Origin of the sequence: Streptomyces colwelliae (genome assembly GCF_048158785.1) — a bacterium.
Lineage (GTDB): Bacteria > Actinomycetota > Actinomycetes > Streptomycetales > Streptomycetaceae > Streptomyces.
On sequence record NZ_JBLTJC010000195.1, the window covers coordinates 1 to 19142 of the forward strand.

The 19142-nt window shown below is 69.3% G+C and carries 23 protein-coding genes; 6 read left to right on the forward strand and 17 right to left on the reverse strand.

Annotation, left to right across the window (positions count from 1 at the left end; all coding sequences use genetic code 11):
* Positions 1-261: 261 nt before the first annotated feature.
* Complete coding sequence (dapA, locus tag ACNFOC_RS32425; protein ID WP_416962608.1) at positions 262-1167, forward strand: 4-hydroxy-tetrahydrodipicolinate synthase; 906 nt, start codon at positions 262-264, stop codon at positions 1165-1167.
* 15 nt (positions 1168-1182) lie between these two features.
* On the opposite strand, the gene ACNFOC_RS32430 is transcribed toward dapA, so the two are convergent.
* Positions 1183-2418: a WD40 repeat domain-containing protein gene (locus ACNFOC_RS32430; protein WP_416962609.1), complete on the reverse strand. Its 1236-nt coding sequence runs from the start codon at positions 2416-2418 to the stop codon at positions 1183-1185.
* Positions 2415-2972 (reverse strand): SigE family RNA polymerase sigma factor, encoded by a 558-nt coding sequence (locus tag ACNFOC_RS32435; RefSeq protein WP_416962610.1) that lies wholly within the window; start codon positions 2970-2972, stop codon positions 2415-2417. The genes ACNFOC_RS32430 and ACNFOC_RS32435 overlap by 4 nt, the downstream gene beginning before the upstream one ends.
* 137 nt (positions 2973-3109) lie before the next feature.
* Between ACNFOC_RS32435 and ACNFOC_RS32440 the strand changes: the two genes are divergently transcribed.
* Entirely contained in the window at positions 3110-3619 is a 510-nt protein-coding gene (locus ACNFOC_RS32440) for a hypothetical protein (RefSeq protein WP_416962611.1), read from the forward strand.
* Positions 3620-3683: 64 nt separating this feature from the next.
* On the opposite strand, the gene dapD is transcribed toward ACNFOC_RS32440, so the two are convergent.
* The 6 genes from dapD to ACNFOC_RS32470 all read right to left on the reverse strand — a co-directional run bounded on the left by dapD (position 3684) and on the right by ACNFOC_RS32470 (position 8323).
* Positions 3684-4673: a 2,3,4,5-tetrahydropyridine-2,6-dicarboxylate N-succinyltransferase gene (dapD, locus tag ACNFOC_RS32445; RefSeq protein WP_416962612.1), complete on the reverse strand. Its 990-nt coding sequence runs from the start codon at positions 4671-4673 to the stop codon at positions 3684-3686.
* 146 nt (positions 4674-4819) lie between these two features.
* A complete protein-coding gene (locus ACNFOC_RS32450) occupies positions 4820-5815 on the reverse strand; it encodes a CU044_5270 family protein (protein ID WP_416962613.1) in 996 nt (331 codons plus the stop codon).
* Between the two features lie 2 nt (positions 5816-5817).
* The gene (locus ACNFOC_RS32455) at positions 5818-6423 is read right to left on the reverse strand and encodes an RNA polymerase sigma factor (protein WP_416962614.1); all 606 of its coding nucleotides are present in this window, start codon (positions 6421-6423) and stop codon (positions 5818-5820) included.
* Between the two features lie 138 nt (positions 6424-6561).
* Positions 6562-7113 carry a TetR/AcrR family transcriptional regulator gene (locus tag ACNFOC_RS32460; RefSeq protein WP_416962615.1) on the reverse strand — a complete coding sequence of 184 codons (552 nt, stop codon included), beginning with the start codon at positions 7111-7113 and terminating at the stop codon, positions 6562-6564.
* 45 nt (positions 7114-7158) lie between these two features.
* A complete protein-coding gene (locus ACNFOC_RS32465) occupies positions 7159-7479 on the reverse strand; it encodes a DMT family transporter (RefSeq protein ID WP_033283140.1) in 321 nt (106 codons plus the stop codon).
* A 310-nt stretch (positions 7480-7789) separates the two neighbouring features.
* A complete protein-coding gene (locus tag ACNFOC_RS32470) occupies positions 7790-8323 on the reverse strand; it encodes a hypothetical protein (protein ID WP_416962616.1) in 534 nt (177 codons plus the stop codon).
* Between the two features lie 251 nt (positions 8324-8574).
* Here ACNFOC_RS32470 and ACNFOC_RS32475 point away from each other — a divergent pair, with 251 nt between their 5' ends.
* Complete coding sequence (locus tag ACNFOC_RS32475) at positions 8575-9444, forward strand: AbfB domain-containing protein (RefSeq protein WP_416962617.1); 870 nt, start codon at positions 8575-8577, stop codon at positions 9442-9444.
* A gap of 35 nt (positions 9445-9479) precedes the next feature.
* On the opposite strand, the gene ACNFOC_RS32480 is transcribed toward ACNFOC_RS32475, so the two are convergent.
* From ACNFOC_RS32480 to ACNFOC_RS32520, 9 genes are read right to left on the reverse strand one after another with little or no spacing between them, the layout of a single operon-like run.
* Positions 9480-9863: a VOC family protein gene (locus ACNFOC_RS32480; RefSeq protein WP_416962618.1), complete on the reverse strand. Its 384-nt coding sequence runs from the start codon at positions 9861-9863 to the stop codon at positions 9480-9482.
* Positions 9864-9911: 48 nt separating this feature from the next.
* A complete protein-coding gene (locus ACNFOC_RS32485; RefSeq protein ID WP_019060535.1) occupies positions 9912-10250 on the reverse strand; it encodes a metal-sulfur cluster assembly factor in 339 nt (112 codons plus the stop codon).
* Entirely contained in the window at positions 10247-10720 is a 474-nt protein-coding gene (gene sufU / locus ACNFOC_RS32490; RefSeq protein WP_019060534.1) for a Fe-S cluster assembly sulfur transfer protein SufU, read from the reverse strand. The genes ACNFOC_RS32485 and sufU overlap by 4 nt, the downstream gene beginning before the upstream one ends.
* Before the next feature lie 18 nt (positions 10721-10738).
* On the reverse strand, positions 10739-12013 hold the full coding sequence (locus ACNFOC_RS32495; RefSeq protein WP_416962619.1) for a cysteine desulfurase: 1275 nt from the start codon (positions 12011-12013) through the stop codon (positions 10739-10741).
* Positions 12010-12777, reverse strand: coding sequence for a Fe-S cluster assembly ATPase SufC (sufC, locus tag ACNFOC_RS32500; RefSeq protein WP_416962620.1), 768 nt, complete (start codon positions 12775-12777; stop codon positions 12010-12012). Before sufC ends, ACNFOC_RS32495 begins: the two co-directional genes overlap by 4 nt.
* A 7-nt stretch (positions 12778-12784) precedes the next feature.
* Positions 12785-13105 (reverse strand): non-heme iron oxygenase ferredoxin subunit, encoded by a 321-nt coding sequence (locus tag ACNFOC_RS32505; RefSeq protein ID WP_356058981.1) that lies wholly within the window; start codon positions 13103-13105, stop codon positions 12785-12787.
* Positions 13105-14289, reverse strand: a complete 1185-nt coding sequence (gene sufD / locus ACNFOC_RS32510; protein ID WP_416962621.1) for a Fe-S cluster assembly protein SufD — start codon at positions 14287-14289, stop codon at positions 13105-13107. The genes ACNFOC_RS32505 and sufD overlap by 1 nt, the downstream gene beginning before the upstream one ends.
* A gap of 56 nt (positions 14290-14345) precedes the next feature.
* Complete coding sequence (gene sufB, locus ACNFOC_RS32515; RefSeq protein ID WP_416962622.1) at positions 14346-15770, reverse strand: Fe-S cluster assembly protein SufB; 1425 nt, start codon at positions 15768-15770, stop codon at positions 14346-14348.
* Positions 15767-16498: a helix-turn-helix transcriptional regulator gene (locus ACNFOC_RS32520; protein WP_416962623.1), complete on the reverse strand. Its 732-nt coding sequence runs from the start codon at positions 16496-16498 to the stop codon at positions 15767-15769. Before ACNFOC_RS32520 ends, sufB begins: the two co-directional genes overlap by 4 nt.
* A gap of 160 nt (positions 16499-16658) precedes the next feature.
* On the opposite strand from ACNFOC_RS32520, the gene ACNFOC_RS32525 reads away from it, so the two are divergent.
* From ACNFOC_RS32525 to ACNFOC_RS32535, 3 genes are all read left to right on the forward strand, one after another.
* Positions 16659-17507 carry an AAC(3) family N-acetyltransferase gene (locus ACNFOC_RS32525; protein ID WP_416962624.1) on the forward strand — a complete coding sequence of 283 codons (849 nt, stop codon included), beginning with the start codon at positions 16659-16661 and terminating at the stop codon, positions 17505-17507.
* 10 nt (positions 17508-17517) lie between these two features.
* Complete coding sequence (locus ACNFOC_RS32530; RefSeq protein ID WP_416962625.1) at positions 17518-18441, forward strand: ABC transporter ATP-binding protein; 924 nt, start codon at positions 17518-17520, stop codon at positions 18439-18441.
* Positions 18438-19142: ABC transporter permease (locus ACNFOC_RS32535; RefSeq protein WP_416962626.1), on the forward strand; the 705-nt coding region annotated here is incomplete at its 3' end. The genes ACNFOC_RS32530 and ACNFOC_RS32535, both read left to right, overlap by 4 nt.

The window sequence follows — 19142 nt, forward strand, 5'->3', positions numbered from 1 at the left end:
GCCGTAGGTGATGACGGGCGGGTGGGTGAGCAGGGCGAGGCGGTCGGGGATCTCGCCGGCGCGGCGCTGCCCGACCCAGCCGGTCATCCGCTCGACGGCCTCCTCGTACGGCACCTCACCGAGGTCGATCCGCTCGATGACTCCCGTGTCCCCCATGCCTCCGTCACCCGTCCCCGCGTCACCCATTCCGCAGCATCCCTTATCAATACCCGGAAGAAGAATTAAGTGGTGCTTCACTATTACTCTGCCGAGACTACTCCCATGACGACCGCAGCCGGCTCCGCCCCTCCCCCTTTCGGCCGCGCCCTGTGCGCGATGATCACCCCCTTCACCGAGGCGGGGGAACTCGACCTCCCCGGTGCCCAACTCCTCGCCGAACGGCTGGTGTCGGAGGGCTGCGACGGGCTCGTGCTGTCCGGGACGACCGGTGAGTCCCCGACCACGACGGACGCGGAGAAGTCGGCGCTCATCACGGCCGTCCGCGAGGCGGTCGGCGACCGGGTCCCCCTCGTCTCGGGCGTCGGCACCTTCGACACCCGGCACACCGTGGAACTCGCCCTACAGGCCGAAAAGGCGGGCGCGGACGGGGTGTTGGTGGTCTCGCCGTACTACAGCAGGCCCCCGCAGGACGCCCTGGAGGCACACTTCCGCGAGGTCGCCGACGCCTCGGGACTGCCTCTCGTGCTCTACGACATCCCGGGCCGCACCGGCACCCGTATCGAACCGGAGACCATGATCCGGCTCGCCGAGCACCCCGGGATCGTCGCGGTCAAGGACTGTTCCTACGACTTCCTGGGCGTCCAGAAGGTCCTGGACCGCACGGAGTTGGCGTACTACACGGGCTGCGACGAACACATCCTCGCGCTGTACGCCGTGGGCGGGGCGGGCTATGTCAGTACGGTCGCGAACGTCGTACCGGCCCAACTCAGGGCGATCATCGACGCGTTCGAGGCGGGCGACACCCCCGTGTCCGCCCGCCTCCAGCAACGCGCCACACCGCTCATCGAGTTGATGATGTCGGCGGGCCTGCCCGGCACCGTCACCGCGAAGGCCCTCCTCAACGCACTTGGCCTGCCCGGGGGTTCGGTCCGGGCGCCGCTGCGGCCCGCCGGCCGCGAGGCGGTCGACGGGCTGCTGGCGGCGTACGAGGAGTTCGTCGCCGGCTGATCGGCACGCGGCCGGTCAGCGCTCCGCGAACACGGGCTCCCACCGTCCGGAGCTGTTGTCGGGGTTGGTGCCGGTGTCCTTGCGGAAGCCGCTCAGCGGTACCTCCTTGTCGCTGCCGATGGTGACCAGCACCAGCCGCTGGTGGTACTCGCTCTCGTTCGCGCCCTTCCCGATGTCCCAGGCGACGAGTGTCTTGTCGTCGGCCCAGGCGAGCAGTTGCTGCCCGCGGATCTCGGTCTTCTTGCCGGTGGTGGCGTCGACCACATAGGACGAGGTGTGCCACTTCTTGCCCGCGAAGCCACCGGCGACGAGGTTGCCGCTCGGCGAGTCCAACGCTTCGACGGACCAGTCCAGGTACTTCTGGTTGCCCGGTACGGGCATCGCGGCGCCCGTGAGGTCCCAGAACTGCTTGCCGATGTTGCCCATGGGGCTCCCGGCCCAGATGTACTTGCCGTCCCGGGTGAGGGAGAAGTCCTGGCGGGAGTTGATGAAGCCGGCGCCCATGATGTCGCTCGCGTCGGCGCCGAGCTTGACCTCGCTCCAGGAGCCCTTGCCGGAGCCCACGTCGAAGACGTAGAAGCCGGTGCGGCTCGACGGCTGCTTCCCCATCCAGCCGTTGGAGCCCTTCGGCTTGACCGCCTCGTCGGGGTTCCCGCCGTAGGTCGTCGCGACGAGCTTCCGTCCGTCGTGCGAGAACTCGAGCCCCGCGACCCCGTGGTCGACCTGGATCCACCGCACGACCTTGCCGGTGGTCAGGTCGAGCAGACCGATCCGGGAGGCGGGCAGGGTCTTCTCCAGGACGGCGGCGGTCTTCATGCCGGGGGCGACGGCGACGATGGACCACCGGGGAGCCTTCACGTACTTGCCGGTCTTCTGGTCGAGCAGCCAGTAGGAGCGCTCGTCGACGGCCTCCGTGGCCGACCTCTTGACCATGTTCGGAACGTAGTAGGCGGCGAGTGCTGTGTTCCCGGCCGCGATCAGGTCGCGCGGCGGCGACTGGCTCGGGTGGGCCTTGACTCCCTTCTGCTCCACGACACCCGACGGACGTACGTCGTCCTTCCCCGAGTCCAGCAGCGGCACGGCCACCGCGACGGCGACCACGGCGGCCGTGGCGGCGGCGACACTCGCGATCCTGCGGTTGCGGCGGCGCCGGCGGACGGCCAGTACCCGGTCGGCGAACCCCGGTCCCGCCGGGGGCTGTTCGGCGGCCTGCTCGCGCAGCGCGTCGTGGAGGAGTTCCTCGACGTTCACGGACGCACCTCCACGGGTGAGTAGTCGCGGGACGGCTGAAGCTCGACGTCGGCGAGGCCCAGAGCGGCCAACTCCGGCGCGAGGACGCGCAGTCGAGCCAGGGAGCGGTGAGTGGTGGACCGTACGGTGCCCACGGAGCAGCCGAGAAGGCGGGCCACGTCGGCCTCGGGCAGGTCCTCGAAGTAGCGCAGCACGAGCACGGTGCGCTGGCGGGCGGTGAGCCGGGACAGCGCCTGACGCATGACCAGGCGCAGTTCGGCCGCGGCCGCCGCGTCGGCACCCGCGCCCGCCTCGGGCGGTTCGGCCACGCTGACCTCGCGCCTGCGCCATTTCAGGCGCCAGCGGCTGACCTGCTGGCGGTAGAGGATCCGCCGTACATAGGCCTCGGGTTCGTCGATCCGCTGCCACCGCCCGGCCGCCTTGGCCAGGGCGTTCTGCAGCAGGTCCTCACCGGCGTACAGGTCTCCCCCGCAGAGCAGCACGGCCGTCTTCAGCAGGGCCGACGATCTGTTGTCCACGAAGTCCCGGAAACTCTCCAGCCCTTCGGCATTCATCGTCACCTTCTCTTCCCCCGGCGGAGCCCGTGCCCCGCCTCTGTGTTGGTTGTGACGCTCGCGGGGGCACCTGGCTATGCCTGCCGGCCCGAGAAATTTCCGCCCGCTTCACACAACCACTCCCCTACGGTGGCCGCATGAGCCGCCGCCCCCTGCTGTTCCTCGACGTCGACGGCCCTCTCAACCCGTACGCCGCCAAGCCGGAACGACGCCCCGAGGGCTGCACGACGATCCGGGTCCCCGTGCACGACCGGCCCCACCCCCTACGGGTCTGGCTGAATCCCGCGCACGGCCCGGCGCTCCTCGGCCTCGGCTACGACCTGTGCTGGGCGACCACGTGGATGGACACCGCGAACAAGTGGATCGCCCCGGCCGTCGGCCTGCCCGAGCTGCCGTACGTCGACTTCGGCGACCGTCTGTTCGCCGAGCGGCCCGACGGAGTCCACTGGAAGACGGAGGCGATCGTGGAGTACGCCGAGGGCCGCCCGTTCGCCTGGGTGGACGACGAACAGAGCGCGCCGGACGGCGTGTTCGTGACCGCCCACCATCCCGGCCCGGCGCTGCTGCACCACGTGAATCCCCGACTCGGGCTGCGCGAGGGCGACTTCGTGGTGCTGGCGGAGTTCGCGGCGGCCGTGCGGACATGAGGCCTGATATGGATCGAGCGCCCTCCCGGCGAAGGAAGGGCGCTCGACTCGCATACACGAACCGCTAGTTGTGGCTGTGCAGGATCTCGTTCAGGCCGCCCCAGACCGCGTTGTTCGGGCGGGCCTCGACCGTGCCGGTGACCGAGTTGCGGCGGAAGAGGATGTTGGAGGCGCCGGAGAGTTCGCGGGCCTTGACGATCTGGCCGTCGGGCATCGTGACGCGGGTGCCGGCGGTGACGTAGAGACCTGCCTCGACGACGCACTCGTCGCCGAGCGCGATACCGACGCCCGCCTCGGCGCCGACCAGGCAGCGCTCGCCGATGGTGATGCGGACGTTGCCGCCGCCGGACAGCGTGCCCATCGTGGACGCGCCGCCGCCGATGTCCGAGCCGTCGCCGACCACGACACCGGCGGAGATCCGGCCCTCGACCATCGACGTGCCGAGCGTGCCGGCGTTGAAGTTGACGAAGCCCTCGTGCATGACCGTCGTGCCCTCGGCGAGGTGCGCGCCCAGCCGGACCCGGTCGGCGTCGGCGATGCGGACGCCCTTGGGGGCCACGTAGTCCGTCATGCGCGGGAACTTGTCGATGGACGTCACGGCCAGGTGGAGGCCCTCGGCGCGGGCGTTCAGCCGGACCTTCTCCACGTCGTCGACGGCGACCGGGCCGAGCGAGGTCCAGGCGACGTTGGCGAGGAAGCCGAACATGCCGTCCAGGCTCTGGCCGTGCGGCTTGACCAGCCGGTGCGAGAGGAGGTGCAGGCGCAGGTACACGTCGTGCGCGTCGAGCGGCTTGTCGTCGAGGGAGGCGATGACCGTGCGGACCGCGATCACCTCGACGCCCCGGCGGGCGTCCGGGCCGATCGCCTTCGCCGCACCGTCACCGAGCAGCTCCACGGCACGCTCGGCGGACAGCCGCTCGGTGCCGGCGGGCCCGGGTTCGGCGGACAGTTCGGGCGCGGGGAACCAGGTGTCGAGTACGGTCCCGTCGGCGGCGAGGGTGGCGAGCCCGGCGGCAACGGCGCCGGTGGTGCGAGGTGCGGTCGTGTCGGTCATGAGGGAAACCTAACCTGGCGGGGGCGGCGGGGACCAACTCGTCCACGGGGCGTCTCAGGGAACGACACATCCAGCGCCCCTCGGCCGTACGACGGGCGGCCCGCACTCCCCTCGCAGTGCGGGCCGCCCGTGCTCGGGGTGCCGGGTCAGCCGCGTTCGCCGGCCTTGTCCACCACGGCCCGCGCGGCGACCGAGTTGCCGCCGACGACCTTGCCGTCCAGGACCATCCGCATGCCGACGATCCGGTAGGTCTGCGGGTCGAGCAGCCACTGGTCCGCCATCGACTCTCCGGACTTGGGGTTGTCCTCCCTGGCGTAGCCCAGGGCGATCACCCGGCGCCCGGAGGCGTCCTTCACCAGGTGGTCGGTGACCTTCCCGCCGGGCAGGGTCGCGAGGGCGCGGTAGAGCGAGGCGAGCCCCTTGGACGGCATCACGTCGGCGCTCAGCAGGACACTGATCTCCGTGTAGTCCGACTCGGCCTGGGGCACCCCCTTGCCGTCGGCGATGGCGTTCTTCTCCCGGAGGAACGTGAGGGTCTGCCGAGCACCGGCGGGCAGCGCGTCCATCACCCGGTACAGCTCGCGCGGCGAGCGGTCGTCGCCCTCACCGCCGTTCTCCAGATGCATCTTGGTGATGGAGAGCTTGGCCTTCTGCCCCTTGGGGACAGGATTCAGGGAGGCCATCGCGCTGCCGTCGTACCGGATCCAGCCCGGTTGCTCGATCGCCGCCCTGCCCAGCATCTTCACGGTCCCCGGATCGGGCGACTCCGACATCTGAAGGGTGTAGATCCACTGATCGGCCCTCGGTACGGCGGCGTCCGGCTCCTTCTCGACCAACTGGGCCGCCCGCTCCAGGAGTTGAGCCGCGCTCAGCCCCTTCAGGCTCGCGTTCGGCGTGGCCGCGGGCTCCACCTTCCGGCTGCCGGGGGTGGTTCCGTCCAGCAGCACGGTGACGGTGACGGCCACGGCGGTGACCGCGGCCACGACCGCGACGATCACGAACTCCCGCCGCCGCCAAAGCCCTTGGCGCCCTTCCTTGGTCCGTGCCGCCTCGGTCAGCCGCGTACGCCCCGCCGCGAGCCGTCCGCGGTCGGGGGCCGGTGCTTCGGCGCGCAGCTCGCGCACCCGTGTCATCTCGTCCATCGCTACGCCACCTCCGCCGCGTCGTTCACGAATGCGGGATCGGCGCCCAGTGCCGAACGCACCTTGCGCCGCGCCCTGTTGAGCCGGGAGCGGACGGTGCCGACCGGGATGTCCAGCGCCTCGGCGACCTCCTGGTAGGTGAGGTCGGCCCAGGCGACGAGCAGCAGCACGTTCCGGTCGCCCGCCGACAGCGCGGCGAGGGCACCGGCGAGCGGACCCTGCGCGGCGATCCGGCTGTCGGTGTCCTCGACCCAGGAGTCGCCCCAGGACGCGGCGACGGGGTCACGCCCGGTGCGGGCCAGCGCCTTGAGCGCCCGCACCTCGGTACGGCGCTGCTTGCCGATGAGGTTGCCCGCGATGCCGTACAGCCAGGGGCGTGCGTTGGCGCGCGTCAGGTCGTAGCGCGACCGGATGCGGAACGCCGCGAGGAAGGTGTCGGCGGTGATGTCGTCGGCCGCGCCGTCCCCCAGCCGCCGCGCCGCGTACCGGTGGATGTCCGACGCGTACCGGTCGTAGAGCAGGGCGAACAACTCCGGCTGCTCCAACGACCGGGCGACGACCTCCGCATCGTCCCCGCCCGGCGCCGCCGCCGGCGGTGGTCCACTCACAGGGCTCCCCCGATTCGTCTCTGCCGATCGCCGTGCTGTCGACTGCTGTTACCCGGTGGGGCCCAAAGAGTTCACGGGAGTCGGAGAGTTCACGGGGGCATCGAGTCCACGCGAGCACGAAGGACAGAGGCAAGCGCCTCAGCTCTCCGCCGGCCGCGGGATCACCCGCCCCAGCACCTCGCGCGCGAACTCCTCGTCGTACGCCGTGTCCGTCAGCAGCACCTGAAGGCAGATCCCGTCCATCAGCGCGACCAGCGCCCGCGCGGTCAACGGGTCGGTGCGCCGGGCGAGTTGCTCGGCGAGATCCCGGGCCCACTCGTCGGCGACGGGACGCAGCGCGGGGCGGCGCAGAGCGGCCAGATACAGCTCGTACTCCAACTCGACGCCCGTGCGGTCACCCGCGAGCCACTCCCCCATCCACCCGGCGAGTTCCCCGGCCAGGTCGGTACGCGGGTCATCGAGGCCACCCCGCGCGGCGATCACCTTGGCGAAGCCCTCGTTGGCCTGGCGCAGGGCGGCGACCATCAGTTCGTCGAGGGTCGTGAAGTGGTACGTCGTCGAACCGAGCGGAACATCGGCCTCGGCGGCGACGGAACGGTGGCTCAGCCCGGCGATGCCCTTCTCACCGACCACCCGGATCGCCGCGTCGATGATCCGCTGCCGCCGCTCGGGGTCGTAACGCCGCGCCATCAGTGCCTGCCTCCCCTGACCATCAGTGCGTTTCTCCTTTGGCCATCAGTGCGCGCCGCCCAGGTTGAGGACCACGACCCCGACGATGATCAGCGCGATGCCGGTGGCCTTCGCGAGGGTCATCCCCTCGCCGAGGAACACCGTCCCGATCCCCACGATCGCGGCGGTGCCGAGGCCCGCCCAGATCGCGTAGGCCGTACCCACCGACATGGACTTCAGCGTCTGCGCGAGCAGCGCGAAGGAGAGCACGTATCCGAGGACCGTGAGGACCGACGGCCACAGCCGGCTGAAGCCGTGGCTGAACTTCATGGCGGTGGTGCCGCCCACCTCCGCGGCGATCGCCGTGAGGAGCATCAGGAATCCCATGTGTACGAGTGTACATAACAGCGCTGACACAGTGCGCCCACAGAGATGACCAGCGCCTGCACGGATGCGGATCAGGTCCTGAACTCCGGAGTGGGGAGCAGGCGGCCGGCGAGGGGCTCCGGTTCGCGGGGCTGCGCCGGGGCGCTTGACGTGAGGCTCACAGAGAAGGGCCAACACCCTTCAGGGAGACGGGAGTTCACCCGAGCCCGGAGGGACGAGCCCGCTCAGGCTCCTTGACCGAGGGCCCGGCTTGCGAGGTGCCACACGGCTGCACAAGGACGGCCGTACGGCGGGCCCGCGCTCACCCCTGTCATCCGACGAGCAGCTCAGCGGCCCGGCGATAGTGCTCGGACTGCGCCCCGGCCAGCTTCCACAGAGCGAGCAGACCACCCTCTCGGAGCCGCTCCTCCGCGGTCCGCCGGCAGGCCAGCTCGAAGTCGGCGAGCCGTGTGAAGGAGCCGGCGCGGACGTCCGACGGCCATGCGTCCGCCGCCTCCAAGGCCGCGTCCAACCCCTGCACGGCAGCAAGCTGTTGCTGCCTCGGCCGGGTCAGCACGAGCGCGACGAACACCAGTTGCGTCCACTTCCCGAAGAAGGCCCCGCCCGGCAACTCGGCCGGGTATCTGGCGCCCAGGGTCCAGTTCGCACCGAACGCCCTGCCCAGCACGCTGTCATCGCACCCCTGACCGTCGAGGGAGGCCACGATGCCGTCCACCCCCGCCACAACCAGGCCGTAGCGATCAGAAAGCCCGGCCCAGTCCGCCAACACGCGTGCGGCTCCGCCCAGTCGAACAGCCGCGGCACAGCACAAGGCTTCCCCAGCCGCGCCGACCGTCTCGTCCACGGCCCCTCCCCCTCCCACTCCCGCTCCTCCTCATCGATGAGTCGGCAGCGAAAGCGCACCGAGTATGAGACGTGAAGTCCCATACGTCGCACGAGAACCAGTACGGCATGCGCCACCGCCCCGGAATCTCGTAGAAACCGCTCACTGAAACGGCTGCTCGGAGCCCTCTCGCTCCACTACTGTTTCACCGTTCACACACCTGGCTCTCACGGTCACGGCCGTCGCCATGGTCGCCGCTGGAGGAACAGCGCATGCCAGACAGTTCACCCCCGCCTTCCCCCAGCTCCCCTTGGGAGAACGGCTGGACCCCCGACAGCTCCCGAGCCCCCGGAACCCGCCGGCTCTATCTGGCCGGGGCGCTCGCCGTCACCACGATCGTCGTGTGCGTCACGGCAATCGTCGTGACGGACAAGCAATCTGACGACACGTCACGCACCAAGAAGGCGAACCCGACGACACCGGCCGGCGCGGACGGTCCCGGCCTGCTCTCGTTCGCGTCCCCGTCGAACCAAGGAACGCCCACGCCGGACGAGCACAAGCCGGCCTCGACGAAGGCGCCGAGCACCGCCCCGCCGACCGCCACCGCGGAACACGGCTCGAAGCCCTCCACGAAGGCGCCGTCCCCCTCCAAGTCGACGTCGTCCCAAGGGAGTTCATCCGGCTCGCACGGATCGTCGGGTTCTTCGGGCTCCTCGTCCTCCACCGCCTGGAAGTCGGTCCGCTCGGTCAACTACCCGGACCGCTACTGGCAGGTGAGCGGCGACTTCGTCAAGCTCAACCCGGTCAACTCCGCCGCGGCCCGCCGCGCCGCCACCTTCAAAGTGGTCAAGGGCCTTGCGAACAGCTCCTGTTACTCCTTCACCACGGCCAACGGCACCTACCTCCGCCACCGCGACTTCATCCTCCGCGCGGAACGCAACGACGGCTCATCCCTCTTCAAGCAGGACGCCACCTTCTGCCCCCGCCCGTCGTCCTTCTCCGGCGCGGTGATGCTGGAGTCGGTCAACTACCCGGGCCGCTACCTCCGCCACCAGAACTTCCAACTCAAGCTGGACCGCTACCAGAACAGCAGCCAGTACCGGTCGGACTCGGCGTTCCGGTTGGTGGCCGGGCTCGACTAGGCGGACTCAGCTGGGGGGCTCAGCTGGGGGCTCCATCAGGCGGGCGCGTCACGGAAGGCGATGAGCGAGGCCTTGGGACGTAGTACGCAGAACTCGTTGCCCTCGGGGTCGGCGAGCACCACCCAGCCCACGGCCTCGCCCTGCCCGACGTCGACCCGCCGCGCACCCAGCGCCAGGATCCGCTCGACCTCGGTCTCCTGATCGTCCGGCGCGAGGTCGAAGTGCAGCCGGTTCTTCACGGTCCTCGGATCGCTCACCGGCATGAAACAGATGCCGGTCCCCGCGAATTCGTCGGGTCCGATGACCACTTCGCGCGGCTTCTCGGACAGCACCCGCCAGTCCAGCACCGCGCACCAGAAGCGGGCGAGCCCGGGGAGGTCGTAGGTGTCGATGACGATGTGATGCAAAGAAACGGCCATACCCCAAAGGTATGGCCGTTCCCGGTGAGCCAGCAGGCTCAGACTTTCTCAGACGTTGAACCCGAGCGCCCGCAGCTGATCCCGTCCGTCGTCCGTGATCTTGTCCGGGCCCCACGGCGGCATCCACACCCAGTTGATGCGGAGCTCGTTGACGAGGCCGTCCGTCGCGGACTTGGCCTGGTCCTCGATGACGTCCGTCAGCGGGCAGGCCGCCGACGTCAGGGTCATGTCGATGGTGGCGATGTTGGCGTCGTCGATGTGCACGCCGTAGATGAGGCCGAGGTTGACCACGTCGATGCCCAGTTCGGGGTCGACGACGTCGAGGAGGGCCTCGCGGACCTCCTCCTCGGAGGCGGGCTTGATCTCCATGGTCTCGGTGTCACTCATGCCGTCTTCCTTTCCGCGTCGGAGTCGGCTCCGCCCAGGGCCTGGGCCGTCGCGTCCTTCCACGCCATCCAGCTGAGGAGGGCGCACTTCACCCGTGCCGGGTACTTGGAGACACCGGCGAACGCGATCGCGTCCTCCAGCACCTCCTCCATCGCGTCGTCGGGCTCGATCCTGCCCTTGGACTGCATCAGCTCCAGGAAGGTCTCCTGGATCTTCTGCGCCTCGGACAGCTCCTTGCCGACGAGGAGGTCGTTCAGTACGGAGGCCGACGCCTGGCTGATCGAGCAGCCCTGGCCCTCGTAGGAGATGTCCGTGATCTGCTCGCCGTCGTACTTCACGCGCAGCGTGATCTCGTCGCCGCACGTCGGGTTGACGTGGTGCACCTCGGCGTCGCCATCCCGCAAGCCCCGGCCGTGCGGGTGCTTGTAGTGGTCCAGGATGACTTCCTGGTACATCGAATCCAGCTTCACGGTCTCAGTTCACGTCCCTCAGCCGAAGAAGTTCCGTACGTGCTCCAAGCCGTCGACCAGTGCGTCGATCTCGGCCGGCGTGGAGTACAGATAGAACGACGCTCGCGTGGTCGCAGGAATTCCGTAGCGGAGGCAGACGGGGCGGGCGCAGTGGTGGCCGACCCGGACCGCGATGCCTTCCTCGTCCAGCACCTGGCCCACGTCGTGCGGGTGGATGTCACCCAGCGTGAACGAGATCGCCGCGCCCCGGTCCTCGGCCGTGGTGGGGCCGATGATCCGCAGGTCGGGGACGTCCAGCAGGCGCTTCACCGCGTACTCGGTCAGCGCGTGCTCGTGGGCGAGGATCTTGTCCATGCCGATCGCCGACAGGTAGTCGATCGCCGCACCGAGACCGACCGCCTGGGCGATCGGCGGGGTGCCCGCCTCGAACTTGTGCGGCGCGGGAGCGTACGTCGACGAGTGCATCGACACGGTCTCGATCATCTCGCCGCCGCCCAGGAACGGGGGGAGGTCTTCGAGCAGCTCCTGGCGGCCCCAGAGGACGCCGATGCCCGTCGGGCCGCACATCTTGTGGCCGGTGAAGGCCACGAAGTCGGCCTGGAGGGCCTGTACGTCCAGCGGCATGTGCGGCGCGGCCTGCGAGGCGTCGATCAGGACCAGGGCCCCGACCTCCTGCGCGCGGCGCACGATCTTCTCGACCGGGTTGACCGTGCCGAGGATGTTGGACACCAGCACGAAGGAGACGATCTTCGTCTTCTCGGTGATGATCTCGTCGATGTTGGAGAGGTCGAGGCGGCCGTCGTCGGTCAGCCCGAACCACTTCAGCTTCGCGCCGGTGCGCTGCGAGAGCAGCTGCCACGGCACGATGTTGGAGTGGTGCTCCATCTCCGTGATGACGATCTCGGTCTCGTGGTCCACTCGGTAGGGCTCGTCGGCCCAACCCAGCATGTTCGCAACGAGGTTGAGCGACTCGGAGGCGTTCTTGGTGAAGATCACCTCGTCGCGGCTGGGCGCGTTGATGAACGTCGCGACCTTGTCGCGCGCACCCTCGTACAGCGCCGTGGCCTCCTCGGCGAGCACATGCACACCGCGGTGGACGTTGGCGTTGTAGCGCTCGTAGTACTCGTTCAGGGCGTCGAGCACCTGGCGCGGCTTCTGCGAGGTCGCCGCGTTGTCCAGGTACACGAGCTTCTTACCGTCGTGAACCGTGCGGTCCAGGATGGGGAAGTCCTTGCGGAGCGCCTCGTCGAGTAGTTGAGATGAACTCGTGAGGAGACCCGGCAGCTGCGTCACGCTGATACGCCACCCTTCGTGGTGTAGGCCTCGTAGCCCTCGTTCTCCAGCTTGTCGGCGAGCTCGGCGCCGCCGGACTCGACGATCTTGCCGCCGGAGAAGACGTGCACGAAGTCGGGCTTGATGTAGCGCAGGATGCGCGTGTAGTGCGTGATCAGCAGGGTGCCGACCTCGCCGCTCTCGCGGACGCGGTTGACGCCCTCGGAGACGACGCGCAGGGCGTCGACGTCCAGGCCGGAGTCGGTCTCGTCGAGGATCGCGATCTTCGGCTTGAGCAGCTCCAGCTGAAGGATCTCGTGGCGCTTCTTCTCACCGCCGGAGAAGCCCTCGTTGACGTTGCGCTCGGCGAAGGAGGGGTCCATGGAGAGGCGCTCCATGGTCTCCTTGACCTCCTTCACCCAGGTACGCAGCTTCGGCGCCTCACCGCGGATGGCGGTGGCGGACGTACGAAGGAAGTTGGAGACGGACACACCGGGGACCTCGACCGGGTACTGCATCGCGAGGAACAGGCCGGCGCGGGCGCGCTCGTCGACGGACATCTCCAGGACGTCCTCGCCGTCGAGGGTGACGGTGCCGCCGGTGATCGTGTACTTCGGGTGGCCCGCGAGCGAGTAGGCGAGGGTCGACTTGCCGGAGCCGTTCGGGCCCATGATGGCGTGGGTCTCGCCCTGCTTCACGGTGAGGTCGACGCCCTTGAGGATCTCCTTCGTGGCGTTGTCGGCCTCGACGGTGACGTGCAGGTCGTGGATTTCAAGCGTTGCCATGGGTTCCTCAGGACTCCTGGGTGAGGGAGACGAGCACGTCGTCCCCTTCGATCTTTACGGGGTAAACGGGTACGGGGCGCGTGGCGGGAAGGCCGGACGGCTTGCCGGTGCGCAGGTCGAACGCGGAGCCGTGCAGCCAGCACTCGATCTGGCAGTCCTCCACCTCGCCCTCGGAGAGCGAGACGTTCGCGTGCGAGCAGATGTCGTTGATCGCGAACACCTCCCCCTCGGTCTTCACGACCGAGACCGGCGTGCCGTCGAGTTCCACCCGCTTCGGGGTGTCCTCCTCCAGCTCACCGAAGCCGCAGGCGCGGACGAAGGCCGACATCAGACCGACGCCTCCAACTCCGCGTCGATCTTCTCGAGCAGCCGCTCCTGGATGTCGGCGACACCGATCTGCTGGACGAGTTCGGCGAAGAAGCCGCGGACCACCAGTCGGCGGGCGTCGTCGGCCGGGATGCCGCGAGCCATCAGGTAGAAGAGCTGCTCGTCGTCGAAGCGGCCGGTCGCGGAGGCGTGTCCGGCGCCGACGATCTCGCCGGTCTCGATCTCCAGGTTCGGCACGGAGTCGACGCGGGCGCCGTCGGTCAGCACGAGGTTGCGGTTCATCTCGTACGTGTCGGTGCCCTCGGCGGCGGCCTCGATGAGCACGTCGCCGATCCACACCGCGTGTGCGCCCTCGCCCTGGAGCGCGCCCTTGTAGACGGCGTTGGACTTGCAGTGCGGGACGTTGTGGTCGACCAGGAGGCGGTGCTCCTGGTGCTGGCCGGCGTCCGTGAAGTACAGGCCGAACAGCTCGGCCTCGCCACCGGGTCCGGCGTAGGCCACGCGCGGGTGCAGTCGTACGAGGTCGCCGCCGAAGGTGACGACGAACGACTTGAACGTGGCGTCCCGGCCGATCAGCGCGTTGTGCTGGCCGACGTGCACGGCCTTGTCGTCCCAGTCCTGGACGGAGACGACGGTGAGCTTGGCGCCGTCGCCGAGGATGTAGTCGACGTTGGCGGCGAGGACCGCGTCACCGGTGTGGTCGATGACGACGACGGCCTCGGCGAAGGCTCCCAGCTCGATGACCTGGTGGCCGTAGGCGACGCCGCCCTCGCCGTGCACGACGATGCGGATCGGCTCGGTGAGGACCGTCTCCTTGGGGACGGTCACGACCGAGGCCTTCTCGAAGGACGAGTAGGCCTGCGCGGCCACGCGGTCCACCGGGGTGCCCGCCTTGCCGAGCCGCGCGTCGTCACGGCCGACGGTCTCCACGGTGACCCCCTCGGGGGTCCCGATGGCGACCTTCACACCGTCGCCGGTGGCGACCGCGGTGCCGTCGTGCAGCCCGCGCAGGCGCTCCAGCGGCGTGAACCGCCACTCCTCCTCGCGGCCGTGGGGGACCGGGAAGTCCGCCACGTCGAAGGAGGGGGGCGCGCTCATGCGCGTGGCGACGGTCGACTCGGCGGCAACCGCGATCGATCCGGCGGTGGTGGAGGACCCCACCGTGGAGTTCTGAGCCTCAGCCATGGCTGTCGTAGTGCTCGCTTTCTGAAGTCAAGAAATGTGCTGACCGATGGGCGGGGTCAGCCGACCGAACCTTCCATCTGAAGCTCGATCAGCCTGTTGAGCTCAAGGGCGTACTCCATCGGCAGCTCCTTGGCGATCGGCTCGACGAAGCCGCGCACGATCATCGCCATCGCCTCGAACTCGGTCATGCCCCGGCTCATCAGGTAGAAGAGCTGGTCGTCGCTGACCTTGGAGACGGTCGCCTCGTGGCCCATGGACACGTCGTCCTCGCGGACGTCCACGTACGGGTACGTGTCCGAGCGGGAGATCGTGTCGACGAGCAGCGCGTCGCACAGCACGTTCGACTTGGAGCCGTGGGCGCCCTCGCCGATCTCGACGAGACCGCGGTAGGACGTACGACCGCCACCGCGCGCCACCGACTTGGAGACGATGTTGGAGGACGTGTTCGGCGCCATGTGGACCATCTTGGAGCCGGCGTCCTGGTGCTGGCCCTCGCCCGCGAAGGCGATGGAGAGGGTCTCGCCCTTGGCGTGCTCGCCCATCAGGTAGACGGCCGGGTACTTCATCGTCACCTTGGAGCCGATGTTGCCGTCGATCCACTCCATGGTCGCGCCCTCGTACGCCACGGCGCGCTTGGTGACCAGGTTGTAGACGTTGTTCGACCAGTTCTGGATGGTCGTGTAACGGCAGCGGGCGTTCTTCTTGACGATGATCTCGACGACCGCGCTGTGCAGCGAGTCCGACTTGTAGATCGGGGCCGTACAACCCTCGACGTAGTGCACGTAGGCACCCTCGTCGACGATGATCAGGGTCCGCTCGAACTGGCCCATGTTCTCCGTGTTGATCCGGAAGTAGGCCTGGAGCGGGATCTCGACCTGCACGCCCTTGGGCACGTAGATGAAGGAACCGCCGGACCACACCGCGCTGTTCAGCGACGCGAACTTGTTGTCGCCGACCGGGATGACGGTGCCGAAGTACTCCTTGAAGAGCTCCGGGTGCTCCTTCAGCGCGGTGTCGGTGTCGAGGAAGATGACGCCCTGCTCCTCCAGGTCCTCGCGGATCTGGTGGTAGACGACCTCGGACTCGTACTGCGCGGCGACACCGGCGACGAGGCGCTGCTTCTCCGCCTCGGGGATGCCGAGCTTGTCGTACGTGTTCTTGATGTCCTCGGGCAGGTCCTCCCAGGACTCCGCCTGCTTCTCCGTGGAGCGCACGAAGTACTTGATGTTGTCGAAGTCGATGCCGGAGAGGTCGGAGCCCCAGTTCGGCATGGGCTTCTTCTCGAACAGGCGCAGGCCCTTGAGACGGAGCTTGGTCATCCACTCCGGCTCGTTCTTCTTCGCGGAGATGTCCCGGACGACGTCATCGTTGATGCCGCGCTTGGCGGAGGCACCGGCCACGTCGGAGTCGGCCCAGCCGTATTCGTAGGTGCCCAGACCCTCGAGCTCGGGGTGGGCGGTCTCCTCGATGGGGAGCGTCATGCGGGGTTCCTCCCGGCGGTACGTGCAGAAGCGTTCGGTGGATCGGAAACGGTCTTGGAAATCTTGGGGATAAACGTGGTGCACACGCCGTCGCCGTGGGCGATGGTGGCCAGTCGCTGGACATGGGTGCCGAGCAGTTGGGAGAAGAGCTCGGTCTCCGCCTCGCACAGTTGCGGAAACTGCTCGGCGACATGGGCGACCGGGCAGTGGTGCTGGCAGAGCTGCTCACCGACCGGTGCGCTACGCGCCGTAGCAGCGTACCCGTCCGCGCTCAGGGCCTTGGCCAGGGCTTCCGCGCGGTTCTCCGGGGCGGCTGCCTCGACGACCTTGCGGTAGGCGATGGCCTGGGCGGCCATGCGGTCACGGGCGAAGGCGACGACGGCCTCGTCCCCGCCCTCGCGCTGTGCGATCCAGCGCAGAGCGTCCGCGGCGAGCTTGTCGTAGGACTGGTCGAAGGCGTCCCGGCCGCAGTCGGTCAGGGCGAACACCTTGGCGGGGCGGCCGCGCGTGCGCGCTCCGTAGACCCGCTGCTCACGTGCTTCCACGACGTCGTCGGCGACGAGCGCGTCGAGATGACGGCGTACGGCGGCCTGGGTCAGCCCCAGCCGGCCGGCGAGGTCGGCCACGGTCGACGGGCCGTGGTCCAGGATGGAGCGCGCGACGCGGTTGCGGGTGGACCGCTCACCGGTCGCGAGTTCCTCCTGCGGAGCCTCGCCAACGTTTTTCACAACGCCATTGTTGCGTAATTCCTCAGAGGCAGGCAACCCACGCCCGGCGGATGGACGGTGCGCTGCATCACTTAGGCGTACCTAATCTGACCTGCGAAAACGATCTTTGATCGATCAATCCACTGGCGCCACCGACCCCCTTCGAGGACACTCCACGACCATGCCCACACCCCCTCCCACCGGCCCACTTGTCACCCGGGACACAGTCGCCGCACAACTGCGCGAACTCGGCGTCCGCCCCGGTGAGACCCTCCTCGCGCACACCTCCCTGAGCTCACTCGGATGGGTATGCGGAGGTGCCGTGGCGGTCGTCCACGGCCTCCTCGACGCACTCGGCCCGGACGGCACCCTGGTGGTCCCCACCCAGTCCGGCGACCTCTCGGACCCGGCCCACTGGGGAAACCCGCCCGTCCCCCAGGAGTGGTGGGACACCATCCGCACCTCCATGCCGTCCTACGACCCCCTCGTCACGCCCTCACGAGGCGTCGGCGTCGTCCCGGAGACCGTCCGCACCTGGCCGGGTGCCCGGCGCTCCGCGCACCCGCAGACCTCCTTCGCGGCGCTCGGCCCGCGCGCGGGCGAGGTGATCGACGGCCATGCCCCCGACTGCCGGCTCGGCGAGCGCAGCCCGCTGGCCCGCCTGGAGGCCCTCCACGCGCGCGTGCTGCTGCTCGGCGCGGGCTACGACGCGTGCACGAGCTTCCACCTCGCCGAGTACCGCATCCCGTCCCCGCTGGTCCGGGTCGGGCGCCCAGGACCGGCCGGCTGGGAGACGGTGACCGAGGTGTCGATCACCTCCGACCGCTTCGACGAACTGGGCCACGACTTCGAACGGGACCGTCCCGTCGTACGGGGAAAGGTGGGCGCGGCCGACACCCGTCTGTTCCCGGTGGCGGACGCCGTGGCGTACGCGGAACGGTGGCTGCCCCTGCACCGCCCCCGTGAGGAGGAGATCCCGTGTGGGGGAGATCCTGCACCCGCCCGTCCGGGGCACGGGCCGCGTACCTAGACTCGGGCCCATGCGAAGTGAGCCCGTGCTCCAGGTCCAGGCCCTGGTGAAGCGGTACGGCACGAAGAGCGCGGTGAACGGCCTCGACCTGGTGGCCGATGCGGGTGTCACCGCGGTGCTGGGTCCCAACGGGGCGGGCAAGACGACCACGGTCGAGACCTGCGAGGGGTACCGGAAGCCGGACTCCGGCACGGTGCGCGTCCTGGGCCTCGACCCGGTCCGTGAGTCCGCCGCACTGCGCCCCCGGATCGGCGTGATGCTCCAGTCCGGCGGCGTCTACTCGGGCGCCCGCGCCGACGAGATGCTCCGCCACATCGCCAAGCTGCACGCGCACCCGCTGGACGTGGACACGCTCATCGAGCGCCTGGGCCTCGGCAGTTGCGGCCGCACGACGTACCGCCGCCTGTCGGGTGGCCAGCAGCAGCGATTGGCGCTGGCGATGGCCGTCGTAGGCCGCCCGGAACTGATCTTCCTGGACGAGCCGACGGCAGGCCTCGACCCGCAGGCCCGCAGGGCCACCTGGGACCTGATCCGGGACCTGCGCACGGACGGTGTTTCCGTGATCCTCACGACCCACCACATGGACGAGGCCGAGCAACTGGCCGACGACGTGGCAATCATCGACGCGGGGAAGGTCATCGCGCAGGGCTCCCCCGAGGACCTGTGCCGCGGCGGCGCCGAGAACACCCTCCGCTTCACCGGCCGCCCCGGCCTCGACGTCGGCTCCCTGCTGAAGGCCCTCCCGGCCGACTCCACGGCCGCCGAACTGACCCCGGGCTCCTACCGCGTCGGCGGCAAGGTCGACCCCCAACTGCTCGCCACGGTCACCTCCTGGTGCGCGCAGCACGGGGTGATGCCGGAGAGGATCTCGGTCGAACGGCACACCCTGGAGGACGTGTTCCTGGAACTCACCGGCAAGGAGCTGCGCGCGTGACGACGACTGTTCCGGGGACGTACACCCCGCAGCCCGGGGCGGCCCCGCTCCCCCGCATGATCGCGGCACAGGCGGCCCTGGAAACAAAGATGCTCCTACGAAACGGCGAGCAGCTCCTGTTGACGGTCGTCATCCCGACCCTCCTCCTGGTCCTGTTCAGCTCGGTAGACATCGTCGACACGGGCAAGGGCAAGTCCGTCGACTTCCTCACCCCCGGCATCCTGGCCCTCGCCGTCATGTCGACGGCGTTCACCGGCCAGGCCATCGCGACGGGCTTCGAACGCCGCTACGGCGTCCTGAAGCGCCTCGCGTCCTCCCCGCTCCCCCGCTGGGGCCTGATGACCGCGAAGACGGCGTCGGTCCTGGTCACGGAGATCCTCCAGATCATCCTGCTGACAGCGATCGCCTTCGCCCTGGGCTGGTCCCCGCACGGCAGCCCCCTCGCGGTGCTCCTGCTCCTGGTCCTCGGCACGGCGGCCTTCTCGGGCCTCGGCCTGCTGATGGCGGGCACGCTGAAGGCGGAGGCGACGCTGGCCGCCGCGAACCTGGTGTTCCTGCTGCTCCTGGTCGGCGGCGGGGTGATCGTCCCGATGGACAAGTACCCGTCGGGCGTCCAGGACGTGTTGGGGCTACTGCCGATCTCCGCGCTCTCGGACGGGTTGCGGGATGTGTTGCAGCAGGGGGCGGGGATGCCTTGGGGG

Coding starts and splice junctions, on each gene's coding strand:
- dapA (WP_416962608.1), top strand. CDS start 262: ATGACGACCGCAGCCGGCTCCGCCCCTCCCCCTTTCGGCCGCGCCCTG.
- ACNFOC_RS32435 (WP_416962610.1), bottom strand. CDS start 2,972: ATGAATGCCGAAGGGCTGGAGAGTTTCCGGGACTTCGTGGACAACAGA.
- ACNFOC_RS32440 (WP_416962611.1), top strand. CDS start 3,110: ATGAGCCGCCGCCCCCTGCTGTTCCTCGACGTCGACGGCCCTCTCAAC.
- dapD (WP_416962612.1), bottom strand. CDS start 4,673: ATGACCGACACGACCGCACCTCGCACCACCGGCGCCGTTGCCGCCGGG.
- ACNFOC_RS32450 (WP_416962613.1), bottom strand. CDS start 5,815: ATGGACGAGATGACACGGGTGCGCGAGCTGCGCGCCGAAGCACCGGCC.
- ACNFOC_RS32460 (WP_416962615.1), bottom strand. CDS start 7,113: ATGGCGCGGCGTTACGACCCCGAGCGGCGGCAGCGGATCATCGACGCG.
- ACNFOC_RS32465 (WP_033283140.1), bottom strand. CDS start 7,479: ATGGGATTCCTGATGCTCCTCACGGCGATCGCCGCGGAGGTGGGCGGC.
- ACNFOC_RS32475 (WP_416962617.1), top strand. CDS start 8,575: ATGCCAGACAGTTCACCCCCGCCTTCCCCCAGCTCCCCTTGGGAGAAC.
- ACNFOC_RS32480 (WP_416962618.1), bottom strand. CDS start 9,863: ATGGCCGTTTCTTTGCATCACATCGTCATCGACACCTACGACCTCCCC.
- ACNFOC_RS32485 (WP_019060535.1), bottom strand. CDS start 10,250: ATGAGTGACACCGAGACCATGGAGATCAAGCCCGCCTCCGAGGAGGAG.
- sufC (WP_416962620.1), bottom strand. CDS start 12,777: ATGGCAACGCTTGAAATCCACGACCTGCACGTCACCGTCGAGGCCGAC.
- ACNFOC_RS32505 (WP_356058981.1), bottom strand. CDS start 13,105: ATGTCGGCCTTCGTCCGCGCCTGCGGCTTCGGTGAGCTGGAGGAGGAC.
- sufD (WP_416962621.1), bottom strand. CDS start 14,289: ATGGCTGAGGCTCAGAACTCCACGGTGGGGTCCTCCACCACCGCCGGA.
- sufB (WP_416962622.1), bottom strand. CDS start 15,770: ATGACGCTCCCCATCGAGGAGACCGCCCACCCCGAGCTCGAGGGTCTG.
- ACNFOC_RS32525 (WP_416962624.1), top strand. CDS start 16,659: ATGCCCACACCCCCTCCCACCGGCCCACTTGTCACCCGGGACACAGTC.
- ACNFOC_RS32530 (WP_416962625.1), top strand. CDS start 17,518: ATGCGAAGTGAGCCCGTGCTCCAGGTCCAGGCCCTGGTGAAGCGGTAC.